The 14,437-nt window shown below is 65.6% G+C and carries 17 protein-coding genes; 3 read left to right on the forward strand and 14 right to left on the reverse strand.

All coding sequences use genetic code 11. The features are described from left to right. Window positions 1-67: 67 nt before the first annotated feature. Window positions 68-1,564, reverse strand: coding sequence for a long-chain-fatty-acid--CoA ligase (locus G6N77_RS00125; RefSeq protein WP_165179979.1), 1,497 nt, complete (start codon window positions 1,562-1,564; stop codon window positions 68-70). Between the two features lie 194 nt (window positions 1,565-1,758). Here G6N77_RS00125 and G6N77_RS00130 point away from each other — a divergent pair, with 194 nt between their 5' ends. Next, window positions 1,759-2,952: an Rv2578c family radical SAM protein gene (locus G6N77_RS00130; protein WP_165179981.1), complete on the forward strand. Its 1,194-nt coding sequence runs from the start codon at window positions 1,759-1,761 to the stop codon at window positions 2,950-2,952. Window positions 2,953-2,979: 27 nt separating this feature from the next. Here the strand turns inward: G6N77_RS00130 and G6N77_RS00135 are convergent, their stop codons facing one another. Together G6N77_RS00135 and G6N77_RS00140 are read right to left on the reverse strand one after the other, a co-directional pair. Next, window positions 2,980-3,180, reverse strand: a complete 201-nt coding sequence (locus G6N77_RS00135) for a DUF5302 domain-containing protein (protein WP_262453181.1) — start codon at window positions 3,178-3,180, stop codon at window positions 2,980-2,982. Between the two features lie 64 nt (window positions 3,181-3,244). Continuing rightward, window positions 3,245-3,652 (reverse strand): (deoxy)nucleoside triphosphate pyrophosphohydrolase, encoded by a 408-nt coding sequence (locus G6N77_RS00140; protein WP_262453194.1) that lies wholly within the window; start codon window positions 3,650-3,652, stop codon window positions 3,245-3,247. 197 nt (window positions 3,653-3,849) lie between these two features. Here G6N77_RS00140 and G6N77_RS00145 point away from each other — a divergent pair, with 197 nt between their 5' ends. Beyond that, window positions 3,850-5,082, forward strand: a complete 1,233-nt coding sequence (locus tag G6N77_RS00145) for an MFS transporter (RefSeq protein ID WP_165179983.1) — start codon at window positions 3,850-3,852, stop codon at window positions 5,080-5,082. Between the two features lie 99 nt (window positions 5,083-5,181). On the opposite strand, the gene G6N77_RS00150 is transcribed toward G6N77_RS00145, so the two are convergent. The 5 genes from G6N77_RS00150 to infC form a co-directional block, all read right to left on the reverse strand. After that, window positions 5,182-6,114: a cation diffusion facilitator family transporter gene (locus tag G6N77_RS00150; RefSeq protein WP_165179984.1), complete on the reverse strand. Its 933-nt coding sequence runs from the start codon at window positions 6,112-6,114 to the stop codon at window positions 5,182-5,184. 52 nt (window positions 6,115-6,166) lie between these two features. After that, the gene (locus G6N77_RS00155; RefSeq protein WP_165179985.1) at window positions 6,167-7,078 is read right to left on the reverse strand and encodes a TrmH family RNA methyltransferase; all 912 of its coding nucleotides are present in this window, start codon (window positions 7,076-7,078) and stop codon (window positions 6,167-6,169) included. 61 nt (window positions 7,079-7,139) lie between these two features. Continuing rightward, window positions 7,140-7,523 carry a 50S ribosomal protein L20 gene (rplT, locus tag G6N77_RS00160; protein WP_165179986.1) on the reverse strand — a complete coding sequence of 128 codons (384 nt, stop codon included), beginning with the start codon at window positions 7,521-7,523 and terminating at the stop codon, window positions 7,140-7,142. A gap of 107 nt (window positions 7,524-7,630) precedes the next feature. Further along, complete coding sequence (gene rpmI, locus G6N77_RS00165) at window positions 7,631-7,825, reverse strand: 50S ribosomal protein L35 (RefSeq protein WP_054010474.1); 195 nt, start codon at window positions 7,823-7,825, stop codon at window positions 7,631-7,633. A gap of 107 nt (window positions 7,826-7,932) precedes the next feature. Next, entirely contained in the window at window positions 7,933-9,015 is a 1,083-nt protein-coding gene (infC, locus tag G6N77_RS00170; RefSeq protein WP_370875248.1) for a translation initiation factor IF-3, read from the reverse strand. Window positions 9,016-9,341: 326 nt separating this feature from the next. On the opposite strand from infC, the gene G6N77_RS00175 reads away from it, so the two are divergent. Further along, window positions 9,342-9,749, forward strand: coding sequence for a DUF1844 domain-containing protein (locus tag G6N77_RS00175; protein ID WP_165179987.1), 408 nt, complete (start codon window positions 9,342-9,344; stop codon window positions 9,747-9,749). Window positions 9,750-9,781: 32 nt separating this feature from the next. On the opposite strand, the gene G6N77_RS00180 is transcribed toward G6N77_RS00175, so the two are convergent. The 6 genes from G6N77_RS00180 to hisB are packed head-to-tail and all read right to left on the reverse strand — an operon-like array spanning window position 9,782 to window position 14,377. After that, the gene (locus G6N77_RS00180) at window positions 9,782-11,167 is read right to left on the reverse strand and encodes an MFS transporter (RefSeq protein ID WP_165179988.1); all 1,386 of its coding nucleotides are present in this window, start codon (window positions 11,165-11,167) and stop codon (window positions 9,782-9,784) included. Between the two features lie 60 nt (window positions 11,168-11,227). Further along, window positions 11,228-12,127 carry an SseB family protein gene (locus G6N77_RS00185; RefSeq protein WP_165179989.1) on the reverse strand — a complete coding sequence of 300 codons (900 nt, stop codon included), beginning with the start codon at window positions 12,125-12,127 and terminating at the stop codon, window positions 11,228-11,230. A gap of 4 nt (window positions 12,128-12,131) precedes the next feature. Then, window positions 12,132-12,872: a bifunctional 1-(5-phosphoribosyl)-5-((5-phosphoribosylamino)methylideneamino)imidazole-4-carboxamide isomerase/phosphoribosylanthranilate isomerase PriA gene (gene priA, locus G6N77_RS00190; RefSeq protein ID WP_165180201.1), complete on the reverse strand. Its 741-nt coding sequence runs from the start codon at window positions 12,870-12,872 to the stop codon at window positions 12,132-12,134. Window positions 12,873-12,918: 46 nt separating this feature from the next. After that, the gene (locus tag G6N77_RS00195; protein ID WP_165179990.1) at window positions 12,919-13,074 is read right to left on the reverse strand and encodes a hypothetical protein; all 156 of its coding nucleotides are present in this window, start codon (window positions 13,072-13,074) and stop codon (window positions 12,919-12,921) included. Then, window positions 13,074-13,754, reverse strand: coding sequence for an imidazole glycerol phosphate synthase subunit HisH (gene hisH, locus G6N77_RS00200; protein WP_262453176.1), 681 nt, complete (start codon window positions 13,752-13,754; stop codon window positions 13,074-13,076). Before hisH ends, G6N77_RS00195 begins: the two co-directional genes overlap by 1 nt. Further along, on the reverse strand, window positions 13,751-14,377 hold the full coding sequence (gene hisB / locus G6N77_RS00205) for an imidazoleglycerol-phosphate dehydratase HisB (RefSeq protein ID WP_165179991.1): 627 nt from the start codon (window positions 14,375-14,377) through the stop codon (window positions 13,751-13,753). The genes hisH and hisB overlap by 4 nt, the downstream gene beginning before the upstream one ends. Window positions 14,378-14,437 lie beyond the last annotated feature (60 nt).

Raw genomic sequence — 14,437 nt, forward strand, 5'->3', positions numbered from 1 at the left:
CGCGCTGCACGGGCGGCCGTACACCACAGGTGCCCGGCCGCCATCGTGCGCCCTTCGATAACGTCGGCTAGATGGTGATTTCCCGCTTCAGGATCTTGCCCGTCGGCCCCTTGGGTAGGGTGTCCATGATGATGACCCGGCGGGGGAACTTGTAGGCGGCCACCCTCTCCTTGACGAAGTCGCGGATGTCGGCGGCGAGGGCCTCGGGATCGTCGGCTCCCTCGGCGCCTGCCTTGAGCGCCACGGCCGCATAAACTTCCTCGCCGTGGATGTCATCGGGACGGCCCACCACCGCAGCCTCGGCCACCGCAGGGTGTTCATAGAGGACTTCCTCAACCTCGCGGGGGTAGACGTTGTAGCCGCCCCGCAGGATCATGTCCTTTTTGCGGTCCACGATGAAGAAGACCCCGTCGGCGTCTTTGCGGCCCAGGTCCCCCGTGCGGAACCACCCGTCGGGTATGGCAGCCGCCGTGGCTTCCGGGTTGTTCCAGTACCCCTTCATGACGTACGGCCCCGCCACGGCAATTTCCCCCACGGCACCGGGTTCGACGTCGTTCCCGGCGTCGTCGACCACCCTCAGCTGCGCGCCGGCCACCGCGGTGCCCACGGAGCCGGGCTTGCGGATGCCGTCCATCTGGTTGAAGGAGACCACAGGAGAGGTTTCGGACAGGCCGTAGCCTTCGAGCATGGTGGCGCCAAAGGTGTTTTCAAATTCATGCAGGACTTCCAGTGGCAGCGGGGAGCCACCGGATGCGGCCAGGCGCAGGCTGGAGAGATCATAGTTTTCCCGCCCGGGCGTGCGCAGCAGCGCAATGTACATGGTGGGCACACCCTCGAAAATGGTGACCTTGTCCCGCTGGATGATTTCCAGCGCCTTGACCGGGTCGAATTTGGGCAGGATGGTGACGGTGGCGCCGGCCAGGACGGCAGAGTTGAGTGCGCAGGTCTGCCCGAAGATGTGGAAGAACGGCAGGCCGCCGAAGATGACGTCCCCGTTCCTGCTGCTGAACAGGCTGACCGAGACCTCGGCATTGCTGCGCAGGTTTTCGTGGGTGAGCTCGGCGCCCTTCGGCTTCCCCGTAGTGCCTGAGGTGTAAAGGATGACGGCGGTGTCGTCCTTTCCGGCTGCGGCCACCTCGGAAAGGGGCTCCAATGGGGCCAGCAGGCCCATGAACGCAGCGTCGATGGGGATGATCGCCGTACCCGTGTCGGCGGCGCCCGCCGCCACCTCCCCCATGACGCCCTCCCAGGCAAAGGCAAGCACGGCGCCGGAGTCCAACAGGTGGTAGGCCACCTCCCGCGATTTCAGCAGCGGGTTCAAGGGCACCACAATGGCCCCGTAGCGCAGGATTCCGTAGTAGATGGGCGGCATTTGCGGCAGGTTGGGTGAGATCAGCGCCACCCTGTCCCCCGGCCTGATGCCTCGGGAAGCCAGCAGGGCGGCAACCTTGGCACTGAGCACCTCCAGTGCTCCGAAGGTTATTTCAATGTCGTCCATCTTGATGGCCACGCCCGCCGGATTGTTGTGTGCGGACGTGCCCACGATGGTGGCCAGGTTTGTCATGACAGCTCCTCTTTGCGGACGGAATCTACTAAGAAATGGGGATGAACGCCGGCCCCATGCCTTCAGCCTAGCGCCCGCCGGTGTGATCTGGGCCATATTGGTACCAGTCGGTAACTGCACCCGCCGCCCAGTCCGGACAAGCATGCAGGAAAAGTCCATTGACTAATCTTAGAATATATGTTCGAATTAGTTTTATGAGGTGGAACGCACAGGAACTCAAACAGCCGCGGGACACGCCGCTGCTCCCGCTGGCCGGACTGGTCAAAACCGTGCATACTCCGGAGTTCGCGGGGGTGACTTTCCATGAGGTGCTTGCCAAAAGCGCCCTCAACAAAGTCCCGGCCACCTCCACCATGCCTTTTGAATGGACAGTGAACCCCTACCGCGGCTGCTCGCATGCCTGCGTCTACTGCTTCGCGCGCAAAAGCCACACTTACCTCGACTTTGACTCGGGCGCCGATTTCGACTCCCAAGTGGTGGTGAAGGTCAACGTGGCGCAGGTGCTGCGGAAGGAGCTTTTCAAGCCCTCGTGGCAGCATCCCCACGTGGCCCTGGGCACCAACACGGATCCCTACCAGCGGGCCGAGGGCCGCTACCGGCTCATGCCCGGAATCATTTCCGCCCTGGCCGATTCCGGCACGCCGTTTTCCATCCTGACGAAGGGGACGCTGCTGGCCCGGGACATTCCGCTTCTGCAGGCGGCAGGCCGACAAGTCAGTGTGGGCATGGGCATTTCACTGGCCCTCCTGGATGCCACGCTGGCCGCCGCCGTCGAACCTGGCACCCCTTCGCCCAAGGCGAGGCTGGCGCTGATCGAAAAATTGCGGGACGCCGGCCTGCCGTGCGGGGTCATGGCCATGCCGATCCTGCCCTGGTTGACGGATTCCGAGGAGTCCCTGGATGCTTTGTTCGCTGCGTTGTCTGCTGCGGGGGCCACCGGTGTGACCGCCGGTGCCTTGTACTTGCGCCCCGGCACCCGGGAATGGTTCATGAAGTGGCTGGCACGCGAACACCCTGCCCTGGTTGGGCGCTACCAGCGACTCTACGGTCAGGGGGCCTACGCGCCCAAGGACTACCGCCAGTGGCTGGCAGCACGGGTCAACGAGGCCAAACTCCGCCACGGCTTTGCCGGGCAGGCCGGCTTTATCCACGATCCACGCCGGGAGGAGGCCAGCTACCCGAGCGGCAGCCTGCCCATGGACTTGCCGGGCCACGGTGGCGGGCACAGGGGTGACGGACACAGGGGTGACGGACACAGGGGTGACGGACACAGGGGTGACGGACACAGAAAGGCGGGGGCTGCCGTGCATGCCCCCGCCCTTGTCCCTGCCGGTCCTGGCCTTTCCGGCCACGACGGCGCATCCGACGGGCAACTGGCCCTGTTTTAGCAACCATGCCGGCGGATGTGCGCCTCCCTATCCGCTCTTGCGCCGGAATTCACGCTTGTGCGAGGCAGCTCCGTGCTGTGAATTGATCTTGGCGCCGTTGGCTGCTTCCACACTTCCATGGCGCTGGTTCTTCTTGTTTTCCAGTGCCTGGCGGAACTTTTCCTTCATTTCGTCACTGGCACCGGCGCTGGCCGGCGCTGCGTCGTTGTGGTTCTCGGACGATGTCACTGCACAACCTCCTTGCGCTTGGGTAACCCCCAGTCTGGCACAGGGCGGCCAGAATTCAACACCTTCAGTTTGCCGTGTTCAGGGCGAGCAGGGCGTGGACGATGGGCATGTCCGCCGGTATCCATGGCAGCGCCAGCACTTCGTCTCCTGCCAGGTCCACCCAGCGCAACACGTCATGGTCCTCCAGCGGTTCGGGCGAGCCCCCAGTCAGCTCCGCCAGCCACACCCGCATGGAGGCCTTGATGCTGAGGGGCCAGCCGTCCGGCGTCGGGCCCGCCAGTTCCGCGCCCAGCCGGACCGTCACACCCAATTCCTCGGCCAGTTCCCGGTGGAGGGCCTGCGGCGCAGTCTCCCCGGCTTCAACCTTGCCGCCGGGGAACTCCCACATGCCGGCAAACTCGGGGGGCGCCGTGCGCCGTGCTGCCAAGAGGCGTGTCGGGCGGAGCAGGGAGTCCACCAGCGCACCTCCCACTATCTGCCGGGGGATCGGCGCGGGCTTGGTGTCATGGGAAAGGGTCACATGGCCCAGCCTAAGGGAAACTAGAATGGACCGGGGCACCTTCATCTTGGCAGGGCCTTGATTCCCGGCATCGATCCAGCATTCCGGCAGCCGGCGCGCGCATTGCAACAGTGCGGTGACGACAACTTCCATCAGTGAGAGCACACTTCATGAGCACCTCGACCACCTTGTCCGGCACGCGGCGCGGTTCGGCGAACTCTGCCGCCTGGGCCATTTTTGCCCTCGCCATCGGCGGTTTCGGCATTGGCACCACCGAATTTGCCATGATGGGACTGCTGCCCAATGTGGCGGAAGGCGTCCACGTCACGGTGCCCGAAGCAGGCCATGTCATCTCCGCCTATGCCCTCGGCGTGGTGGTGGGCGCGCCACTTTTGGTGGCCTTGAGTGCCAAGTGGCCGCGCAAGACCTTGGCGCTGGCGCTCATGGCCCTGTTCACGCTGGGCAACCTGTCCTCCGTTTTTGCGCAGGACTACGTCACCTTGATGGTGACCCGCTTCGTGGCGGGCCTGCCCCACGGCGCCTATTTTGGCGTGGCGGCGGTCCTGGCCGCATCCCTGGTGGCGCCCACCAAGCGGGGGCGGGCCATTGCCATGGTCATGATGGGCCTGTCCGTTGCCAATGTGGTCGGTGTGCCGCTGGCCACGCTGGTGGGCCAACAGTTCGGCTGGCGCCTGATGTTTGTGCTGGTGGCCTTCGTGGGGCTGGTGACGCTCGCAGCCATTGCGAAGGCCATCCCGGCCCGGAAGGCACATCCGGATGCCAGCCTGCGCCGTGAACTCAGCGCCCTCAAGCGGAGCCAAGTCTGGCTGACCCTGTTCATCGGCGTGGTGGGCTTTGGCGGCTTCTTCGCTGTGTACACCTATATAGCCAACACCATGACCGACGTCGCCGGATTCAGTGCAGGGTTCCTGCCGGTCATCGTGGGCCTGTACGGGCTGGGCATGGTGGCCGGTAGTTTTGTGGGTGGCAAGCTGGCTGACTGGTCAGTCATGGGGAGCATCTACCTCATGATGGCCTGCATCGCCGCGGTGCTGGTGGTTTATGCCCTGACAGTCCACATCCAGTGGGCGGCGCTGCTCATGACCTTCGTCATTGGCGCGTCGGGGTCCATGTTGATCCCATCACTGCAGACGCGTCTGCTGGATGTCTCCCCCGGTGCACCTACCCTCGCATCGTCCCTGAACCACTCGGCGCTGAACATGGCCAACGCCCTGGGCGCCTTTGTTGGCGGGCTGGTCATCACCTGGGGCTGGGGCTTCACCGCCCCGGCACTGGTCGGCGCGGTGCTTGCGGTGTTGGGACTGGCCATTGCCGGGGCCAGCGGAATGTTGGAGCGCACCAACCGCACCCGCGCGACTGCTGCGGCGGCCACGTTGCTCTAGGCCACGTTGCTCTAGGCCACGTTGCCGTAGGCCCGGCGCCGCTTAGGCCCGGCGCCGCCGTCGTCCGAGGTGCTACCGCACGCCCGGCGCCGCCAAAAATTACGGCTGGATGTCCGCGGCGGCGGAGTAGATGTCCGGTTCCAGGTAGATGACCCGGGCAATGGGGACGGCCGCGCGGACGCGCTTCTCGGCGTCGTCAATGGCGGCAGCAATCTGGGCGCCGGTCTCTGACTTGTCCACGGCGATCTTCGCCGCCACGAGCAGTTCCTCGGGTCCCAGGTGCAGGGTCTTCAGGTGGATGATGCGGCTCACGCCGGGCCCGAGCAGGGCTTGTTCAATGGCGCGGACGTCCTCTTCCGTGGCGGATTCACCGAGCAGCAGGGACTTGGTCTCCACGGCCAGGATGACGGCCACGCACACCAGCAGCACGCCGATGAGCGCCGTGCCGACCGCGTCCCAGTGCCCGTTGCCCGTGGCAATGGTCATGCTGACGCCGAATAGTGCAAAGATCAGGCCCAGCAGGGCGGCCGAGTCCTCAAGCAGCACGGCAGGAAGCTCGGGCGCCTTGGCCGTCCTAATGAACTGGGCCCAACTCTTGGAACCGCGGGTGTGGTTGGATTCCTTGATGGCCGTGCGGAAGGAGTTGCCTTCCAGGAGGATCGAGCCCACCAACACGGCCAGCGGGACCCACGCCCACTGCGCATCCATGGCGTGCGGATGCTGCCACTTTGAATATGCCTCATACAGGGCAAAGACGCCGCCCACGCTGAACAAGATGATGGACACCAGAAAGGCGTACACGTAGCGTTCGCGGCCATACCCGAAGGGGTGCTCCGCACTGGCCTGCCGCTTGGCCCGCTTGCCGCCCAGCAGCAGCAAGAGCTGGTTGCCGGAGTCCGCCAGCGAGTGGATGGACTCGGCCAGCATGGACGAGGAAAGCGTGAGCAGGTAGGCAAGAAATTTCAGCACCGCAATGGCCAGATTTGCTGCCAGTGCCGCGACAATGGCTTTGTTGCCGCCACCATGGGCCATGATTGTTCCCCTTCAAGGAGTGGCGCCCCGCATCATGCGGTGCGGATTGCTTTCAGTCGGCGCGCCGCTGTGCCCTGGCACTGGCGTACAGGCAGACGGTGGCTGCCGTGCCAAGGTTCAGCGATTCCGCCTCGCCGTAGACGGGGACGGCCACGCGGTGGTCCGCCAGCGCCTTTTCCTCGCCTGCGAGGCCCTGGGCCTCGTTGCCGAAGAGCCACAGGGTTGGTTCCTCGAGGGCATACTGTGAATCAGGGATCTGCTGTTCAAAAGCCCGGGCGGCACTTTCATCCTGGAGCAGGTCCAGGTTCAGCTGGCCGTAACCGTCTGCCGCCAGCACGCCCACGCCCGCCGCCTTGGCCGCACTGACCACCTCGGCCAGCTCGACTCCGCGGACCACGGGAAGGTGGAACAGGGAGCCGGCCGTGGAACGGACGGCCTTCGGGTTGTAGATGTCCACGCTGGAGTTGGAGAAGATGACGGCGTCCGCCCCGGCCGCATCCGCCGCCCGCAGCACCGTTCCTGCGTTGCCGGGATCCTGAACGCGGCACAGCATGGCGATCAGCTTGGGCTTGGCGGCCAGTACCTCCTCCAGCGGCACATCGACAAAATTGCAGACGGCAACCACGCCCTGGGGCGTCACGGTGTCCGTCATCGCGGACAGGACCAAGTCGCTGGCAATGCGGACCTGCAGCTGCGAGCCCTTCGGTGAGGCCAGTTCGAAAAGCTCCGGATGGCGCTTGAGGCACTCCACGGTGGCGTACACGGCCTCGACGACGGCCGTGCCGCCGGCGTCCAAGCAGTCCCGGTGGGCCTGCAGTGCCTCCCGTACTGCCTGGGGGCCCTCCACGAAGAATTGGCGGCGCTTTAAACGGCCCGAGCGCCCGGCCAGCTTTGCAACGTCCCTCACTCGATCTGCTCGAGGATTGGTCATTGCATCTGCTGGCGGGCGCCCGGGTTCATTCATGCTTAGGACTTTAGCAGTCGGCCGCGATGAAAATGGAACTGGGGGTTCCGTCCGTTTTACGCTACTTTGCCGCCGGTGCGGAGGTGTCTGCAGGCAATGCGGCCTTGGCGATCTTGACCAGTGCGGCGAAGGCACCGGCGTCGTTCACGGCCAGGTCTGCAAGCATGCGCCGGTCAACTTCAACCTCGGCAGCCTTCAGGCCCTGGATCAGGCGGTTGTAGGTCAGGCCGTTGGCGCGGGATGCAGCGTTGATGCGCTGGATCCACAGGCGGCGGAAGTCGCCCTTGCGCTTGCGGCGGTCGCCGTAGCTGTACACGAACGAGTGCAGCAGCTGCTCCTTGGCCTTGCGGTACAGGCGCGAACGCTGTCCGCGGTAACCCTTTGCCCGCTCAAGAACAACCCGACGCTTTTTGTGGGCGTTTACCGCCCGCTTCACACGTGCCACGTGCGTACTCCTTCAAATTTTTGTTATCCCAAGCCAATCAAGCCAGGGAAGGCTCTGATGAAATGGCGCGTCCCCTTCGAGGGGCCAGCACCGATTGACTTGCGAAACTAGATGCCGAGCATCTTCTTGATGTTGCGGACATCTGCCTTGGCGACGGTGAGGTCGCCCTTGAGGCGGCGCTTCAGGCTGGAGGGCTTGTGCTCCAGGTAGTGGCGGCGGTTGGCCTGCTGGCGACGAAGCTTGCCGGAACCGGTCAGCTTGAATCGCTTCTTTGCACCACTGTGTGTCTTCATTTTAGGCATGAGGACCTGTCTCCTTACGTTTCCACCGGCGCTGCCTGTGGTTCTCTTGCAGCGACTGGTTGGGTCACTGTCGGGGTGTATATTCACCGCTGGAAAGGCTGAAAGCCTTACTCAGCTGAGTTCTTGGATTCCGCTGCCGCCGGGCTCTTTGCAGGCGCGGCCTTGGCAGCGGGCTTTGTTGCGGACTTGGGTGACGCCTTGGCCGCGGGCTTTGCCGCTACGGGCTTTGCCATGGGCTTGGGCATCGGGATGGGCCTGGGCATGGCGGCCGGCTTGGCTGCCACCGGTGCTGCCGCCGGCTTGACTGCAGCCTTGGCCGCGGGGGCCGGGGCCTTCGCGGCCGGTGCTGCAGCGACCTTTGCAGCCGGTGCCTTGGCAGGCGCCTTTGCAGCTGCGGGCGCCGCAGCTGCCGGGACAGGCTCGGCGGCGGCACCCGGCGCGGCGGATGCGTCCACCTTTGCCGATTCCTCCTTGACAGAGGGTGCTGCCGCAGAGGGTGCTGCCGCAGCGGCCGGTGCTTCAGCAACCGGGGTTGCCGCAGCGGGTGCTGCGTCCTCGCCCAGGTGCAGGCCCGATGGCAGCAGGTCTGCCAGGGACTGGGTCATGGGAGCCTTGTTGTCACGGTCCACGTCCACGCGGGCCGTGCCATTGGCCACGGCCTCGTTGTGGGCCTTGGCATCGGCACGCTGCTGGTTGCGCCGTGCTTCCGCCTTGGCTTCAGCCTTGTTCTTCAGCGGGCCGATCACCATGACCATGTTGCGCCCGTCAATGCGGGGGCTGGACTCGATGGCGCCCACCTCCGCAACGTCGGTGGCGAACTTTTGGAGCAGGCGGATGCCCATCTCGGGTCGCTGCTGTTCGCGGCCGCGGAACTGGATCATGGCCTTGACCTTGTCGCCGGCTCCGAGGAAGCGCAGTGCATGGCCGCGCTTGGTCTCGTAGTCGTGCTTGTCAATCTTGAGGCGGAAGCGGATTTCCTTCAGAACAGTGTTCGTCTGGTTCTTCCGGGCTTCACGCGCCTTGACGGCGGCCTCGTACTTGTACTTACCGAAGTCCATCAGTTTGCAAACCGGCGGCTTGGCCGTCGGTGCTACCTCAACCAGATCCAAGTCCGACTCGGCAGCCAAACGGAGGGCGTCCTCAATGCGGACGATCCCTACTTGTTCACCTGCCGGTCCAACCAACCGCACCTCAGGGACGCGGATACGATCATTGATGCGTGGCTCGCTAATGTGTAACTCCTGATGACATAAAGAAATGTGTTTGCCATCAGCAACGAAGAAGGCCCCCGCTGCTGATGCAATCGGAGGCCTCGATAAGGATGGGTGCACGCCACCGTCGTTTCCTGGGGTGCGGACTGCCTTCACATGAAAGGCTCCAACCTGAACCAGACAACGCCATTGCTGGGTCGAAAGGTGGGAGAGGACTCCACTTGCAAGCTGAGTGCGTGCCAGATCACGGGTTTGATCCCCGCGTCGGTCATGACACCCAACCGGTCTGTGACAAGCTTAGCAGTATGAACACCCCAGATAATAATTCACACACCCGGCACAGCTTTGACTCCACTTCCGAGGAGGCTGCCGGCAGTGTCGACGCAGCCAGCGCAGTGCGTGACATTGCCGAAGTTCCCGCCGTTGAGGTCATCACAACCGCAGCCGTTCACCTCATGAGCGCGGCAGCCGTCAAGTGCGGGCTCGCCGCCGGCCCCGACGCCGAGGCGCTGAAGGACCTCGACGAGGCCCGCAAGCTCATCACCGCGCTGGCCGGATTCATCACGGCCGCGGCCCCGGAGATTGGCAGCCAGCATGCCGGCCCCTTGCGCGACGGGCTGCGTTCCCTCCAGCTGGCCTTCCGCGAAGCGTCGCCGTTCCCGGACGCCCCGGGCAAGGGTCCGGGCGAGAAGTTCACCGGCGCCGTCAATTAATTGACCTGCCCCCGGTGCGTCAGCTCCGGGTCCTAGACGGCGTCGGGCTCGTCCACCAGCTCGTCAATTTGCGCCTTGGCCGGCTCGCCCCGGTCAAGTGCCCCCGGCCGGGCGTTGCCGCCGTCGGCGCTCACACCGCGGCGGCCGCGCCGGGCCCCTTGTGCGATCAGGCCTGCTGCCGCGAGGATGCCTGCCAACGCGCCGATGACCACAAACCCGGACCACGGCCCGACGGCGTCGATCATGACGCCCGCAAAAGGCGCACCCAAGGCGCTGCCGATCGTCATGGACGAGCCATACCACCCCATGGCCTCGCCGCGCCGGCGCTCCTCCACCAGGTCGGCAATGTGCTCGGCACTTGAGGTCAGCACGGGTGCGCACAGCAGGCCCGGCAGGATGGAAAGTAACCCCAGCGTCCACGCGTCGGTGGCAAAGCCCATGGGAATCGTCAGCAGGGCCATGGCCCCGAGCAGCCAGAGCGGGTTGATGGAGCGCCGCAGCGAACCGTAGATCAGGCCGCCCAGCAGCGACGCACCGCACCAGAAAAAGAACACGATGCCGAGCTCGCCCACCTGACCGTTGTGGCGCAGCACCGCCACCATGCCGACGTCGGTGCCGGACAGCACCAGCCCGGCCCCGAGCGATGCTCCAAGGACCGCGAGCACGGCCAGATTGACCCAGGACAGGTTGCCGCGGGCCGCACCCCAGAACCGGCGGAACCTTGTCCGCGGCTGCCCCGTCACCGGTCGGCTGGCGTCGCCGGCAATCAGCGCCGTCGGGGCATCGACTGCAATGTCGACACCCGTCGCGGCGGGTTCCAGGCAGGCGCCCTTTTGTCCTGTGCGGGTAGGCGGATTGGCCAGCATGAGCAACAATCCAGCCAGGGCCGAGGAAACCCCGATGATGACAAGTCCCACCACGGTGTGGGTGGTGGTGGCCAGCATGACGCCGGCAGCCGGGCCGACCATGAACGTGATTTCGGCCCCCATCGAGTCCAGTGCGTAGGCGGTGCGCCGTTGGTGCTGCGGCACCATGACCCCCAAGGACTGCCGCACCACCGAGAAGATGGGCACGGCAAACAATCCGCCGACGACGGCCGCCACCAGCAGTAGTTCATAGTTCAGGAAAGGTGCCGTGGACCAGACGGCCACTTCGGCGATGACAGAGGGCACCAGTGCCCGGCGCAGCCCGCGGATGTCCACCTGGCGGCCGCGCCAGGGGGCGCCGACAGCCATGCCGACCGTGATGGCCGCTGCCACTCCCCCGGCGGCCGCGTAGCTCATGTGCAGCGTTTCCACCACATGCAGCGTCAGGAGCACCCCGGCTGCGGCATGCGGAATTCGCGCGACCATGGCTATCAGCAGCAGCCGCCGCACGGGCGCTATCCGAAGCAGGGCCCGGTAGCCGGCAAAATTCACGTAAAGTCTTCTCTCTCGCGATGCATCGCAAGAGAGCGTCAGTTGCTCATTGCAATGGGGTTATGGTGTGGTGCCGGAATGGCGCAATCGTATTTGAACAGAATCAACGGACTCGGCGAAATGATCGCTGCCGGCCCAGAATTCCTGCAAGGAACGAAGCAGGGCCTCCACCGCAGGCTGGTCGAGCCCGGGCTGGAGGGTGATGGTGACAAGTAGTTCCGGTCCGGAGCCCCCGCCGGGGACTAACCGTCCAGACGGTTCAGTATTTTTGTCCCACAGGGATTCTATGCCCTTCCCGGGGCTGGCGGAAATGCCCACCACGGCCGGATTGGCGGCTGCGTCAACGGACTCCCGAAGCACCGCAAGCACGGCCGGGTCGCTGTATGCCGGCAGCCACTCCCGCTGCTGCGCAAGGGCCCACATGGCCGGGCGGCGCACCACAAAGGGCCGGTCCGAGCCAGGGTCCAGCACCAGCAGCTGCGCGTCCTCGGCGACGGCGGACAGTGCGGCCCGGGCGGTGTAGACAGCCACCGGCCGCGCCTCCGGATGCCAGGCGGACAGTGCCGCCGCGTGGGTAAAGGCTGGAAGCGCACGCCGCCCGTCGGGGGCCTGGACCGTCACGAGTGCCATGTCCGATTCCTTGTCCGCGGCCAGCCCCTGCTCCCCCACAGCCTGCGCGGCCAGCTGGGCCACTATGGGGATGAACACGCGCGCCTGCGCGAGGGACGCCACCACCGCCGCCTCGGAGCCTGTTCCCCCCAGCAACTGACCCACCGCAGCCTCGTAGCGCACGTCCGCAGCGCCGTCGTCCGCATCAAAGTTGTGGTAGCTTTCCCCCTCCGGAAGGGCACGCCCGGCCCACGGCTGCCCGGCGGAGTCAGTGGCCCCGCCGGCGCCGGCCAGGGCAGCGGCGATATGGCCGGGCAAGTGTCTTTTGTGCGTGGGAGGCATCTCTGGCATGGGACTATCGGCGTCCGGCCACGTCCAGGGCCTGCGGGAGCGTGAACTGGCCGGCGTACAGCGCCTTGCCCACGATGGCCCCCTCGACGCCGTCGCCCACCAGGGTGCGCAGCACGCGCAGGTCCTCCAGGCTGGAAATGCCGCCCGAGGCGACCACGGGCTTGGCGGTGCGGGCACACATTTCGCGCAGCAATTCCACGTTCGGCCCCTGCAGGGTGCCGTCCTTGGTGACATCGGTTACCACGTAACGGGCGCAGCCGGCGTCCTCCAGGCGGGCCAGGACCTCCCAGAGGTCGCCACCCTCCCGGGTCCAGCCGCGGCCTGCCAATGTGGTGCCGCGTACATCAAGCCCGACGGCGATCCGGTCACCAAATCGCTCAATGACTTTCGCCGTCCACGCCGGATTTTCCAGCGCCGCGGTGCCAAGGTTGACGCGGGCCGCACCGAGCTCCAGGGCGCCCTCCAGGGAGGCATCGTCTCGGATGCCGCCCGACAGCTCAACCTTGACGTCCAGTGCTGCCACCACCTCGCGCAACAGGGACTGGTTGCTGCCGCGCCCAAAGGCGGCGTCCAGGTCCACCAGATGCACCCATTCGGCGCCGTCATTCTGCCATGTCAGGGCAGCTTCCAGCGGGGAGCCGTAGCTGGTTTCCGAGCCGGCCTCGCCTTGGACAAGGCGCACGGCCTGGCCGTCGGCAACGTCAACGGCGGGCAGCAGTTCCAGGATGGGGGCATTGGTGGTCATGGGGTCCTCGGCGTTTTCATTCTTCGGGGTTGGGGCGGGCATGGACTCAGCCGCCCAGGGTAAACAGGTAGGCCGCCAGCAGTGACATCATGGCCAAAATGGCAAAACAGATGGGTATCCAGCGCGGTGTCTTTTGCTGGTAAAACGTGTAGGCGCCGCCAATAAGCAGCCCGGCAAGCGCCATCAAGAGCAGGGACCACACTAGGCGGCGCCCTTTCGCAGGGACTGCACCCAGTTCCTCAGCAGCCGGGCCCCGGCGTCGCCGGACTTTTCGGGGTGGAATTGCGTGGCGCACAAGGGACCGTTCTCCACGGCCGCAATAAACGGAGCACCGTGTTCGGACCACGTGACCATGGGCGCCTTCATCTTGGGCTGGACCACGTCAAAGTTCCAGGTCTGGACCCCGTAGGAGTGGACAAAGTAAAAGCGTTCCGACTCAACACCGGAAAACAGGCGGGAGCCCTCGGCAACCTTGACCGTGTTCCACCCCATGTGCGGGACCACGTCGGCGGGCAGCAATTCGACGGTGCCTGGCCATTCGCCCATGCCGTCCACGCGCTCACCGTGCTCCACCCCGGCGTCAAAAAGCACCTGCAGGCCCACGCAAATGCCCAGGACCGGCCTGCCTCCGGCCACCCGCCGCCCGATCATGCGCAAGCCGTCCACGGCCTTCAGCTCCGCCATGACGGAGCCAAAGGCGCCCACGCCGGGCACCACCAGTCCGTCCGCGGACATGACGTCGTCGGGCTTGGCGCTCAGCGTGACAATCGCGCCGGCGCGTTCAAGGGCCCGGACGGCTGAGCGGACATTCCCCGAACCGTAGTCGAGGACGGTGACTGTCGGCCTGGCCGTAGTGCCAGTTTCGACGGAGTCGGTACTCACAGCAGTCCCTTCGTGGACGGAATGCCGGTGACCCGGGGGTCCGGCTCGACGGCGGCACGCAGTGCGCGGGCAAACGCCTTGAATTGGGCCTCCACGATGTGGTGGGGATCGCGGCCGGCAATGACCGTCATGTGCAGGCAGATTTGCGCATGCAAGGTAATGGCCTCGAACACGTGGCGCGTGAGGGAGCCGGTGAAGTGCCCGCCGATCAGATGGTACTCCTGGCCCGCAGGCTCTCCGCCGTGCACCAGGTAGGGGCGGCCCGAGACATCCACCACCGCGTTGGCGAGGGCCTCGTCGAGGGGGACGGTGGCCTCGCCAAAGCGCCGGATGCCCGCCTTGTTGCCGAGGGCCACCCGCAGCACCTCACCCAGGGAGATGGCCACGTCCTCCACGGTGTGGTGGACATCGATGTGGGTGTCGCCGGTGGCTTTGACGGTCATGTCAATGAGTGAGTGCTTGGAGAGCGCAGTCAGCATGTGGTCGTAAAACGGCACCGACGTGTCAATGGTCGACTTGCCCGTGCCGTCCAAGTTGATCTCGACCAGCACGCTGGATTCGCTCGTGGCACGTTCCAGCCGTGCCGTTCGTCCCTGGGCGGGCTGCGGGCTGTTCTCAGTCATTGTCAGGAGGTCCTTTGGATTGTTGGCTGCCGCCCGCCTTCCGATGGGCACAATGGGCGG

It is taken from the genome of Arthrobacter silviterrae (assembly GCF_011045165.1).
Taxonomy (GTDB): domain Bacteria; phylum Actinomycetota; class Actinomycetes; order Actinomycetales; family Micrococcaceae; genus Specibacter; species Specibacter silviterrae.

Coding starts and splice junctions, on each gene's coding strand:
- G6N77_RS00125 (WP_165179979.1), bottom strand. CDS start 1,564: ATGACAAACCTGGCCACCATCGTGGGCACGTCCGCACACAACAATCCG.
- G6N77_RS00130 (WP_165179981.1), top strand. CDS start 1,759: ATGAGGTGGAACGCACAGGAACTCAAACAGCCGCGGGACACGCCGCTG.
- G6N77_RS00145 (WP_165179983.1), top strand. CDS start 3,850: ATGAGCACCTCGACCACCTTGTCCGGCACGCGGCGCGGTTCGGCGAAC.
- G6N77_RS00150 (WP_165179984.1), bottom strand. CDS start 6,114: ATGGCCCATGGTGGCGGCAACAAAGCCATTGTCGCGGCACTGGCAGCA.
- G6N77_RS00155 (WP_165179985.1), bottom strand. CDS start 7,078: ATGAATGAACCCGGGCGCCCGCCAGCAGATGCAATGACCAATCCTCGA.
- rpmI (WP_054010474.1), bottom strand. CDS start 7,825: ATGCCTAAAATGAAGACACACAGTGGTGCAAAGAAGCGATTCAAGCTG.
- G6N77_RS00175 (WP_165179987.1), top strand. CDS start 9,342: ATGAACACCCCAGATAATAATTCACACACCCGGCACAGCTTTGACTCC.
- G6N77_RS00185 (WP_165179989.1), bottom strand. CDS start 12,127: ATGCCAGAGATGCCTCCCACGCACAAAAGACACTTGCCCGGCCATATC.
- priA (WP_165180201.1), bottom strand. CDS start 12,872: ATGACCACCAATGCCCCCATCCTGGAACTGCTGCCCGCCGTTGACGTT.
- hisB (WP_165179991.1), bottom strand. CDS start 14,377: ATGACTGAGAACAGCCCGCAGCCCGCCCAGGGACGAACGGCACGGCTG.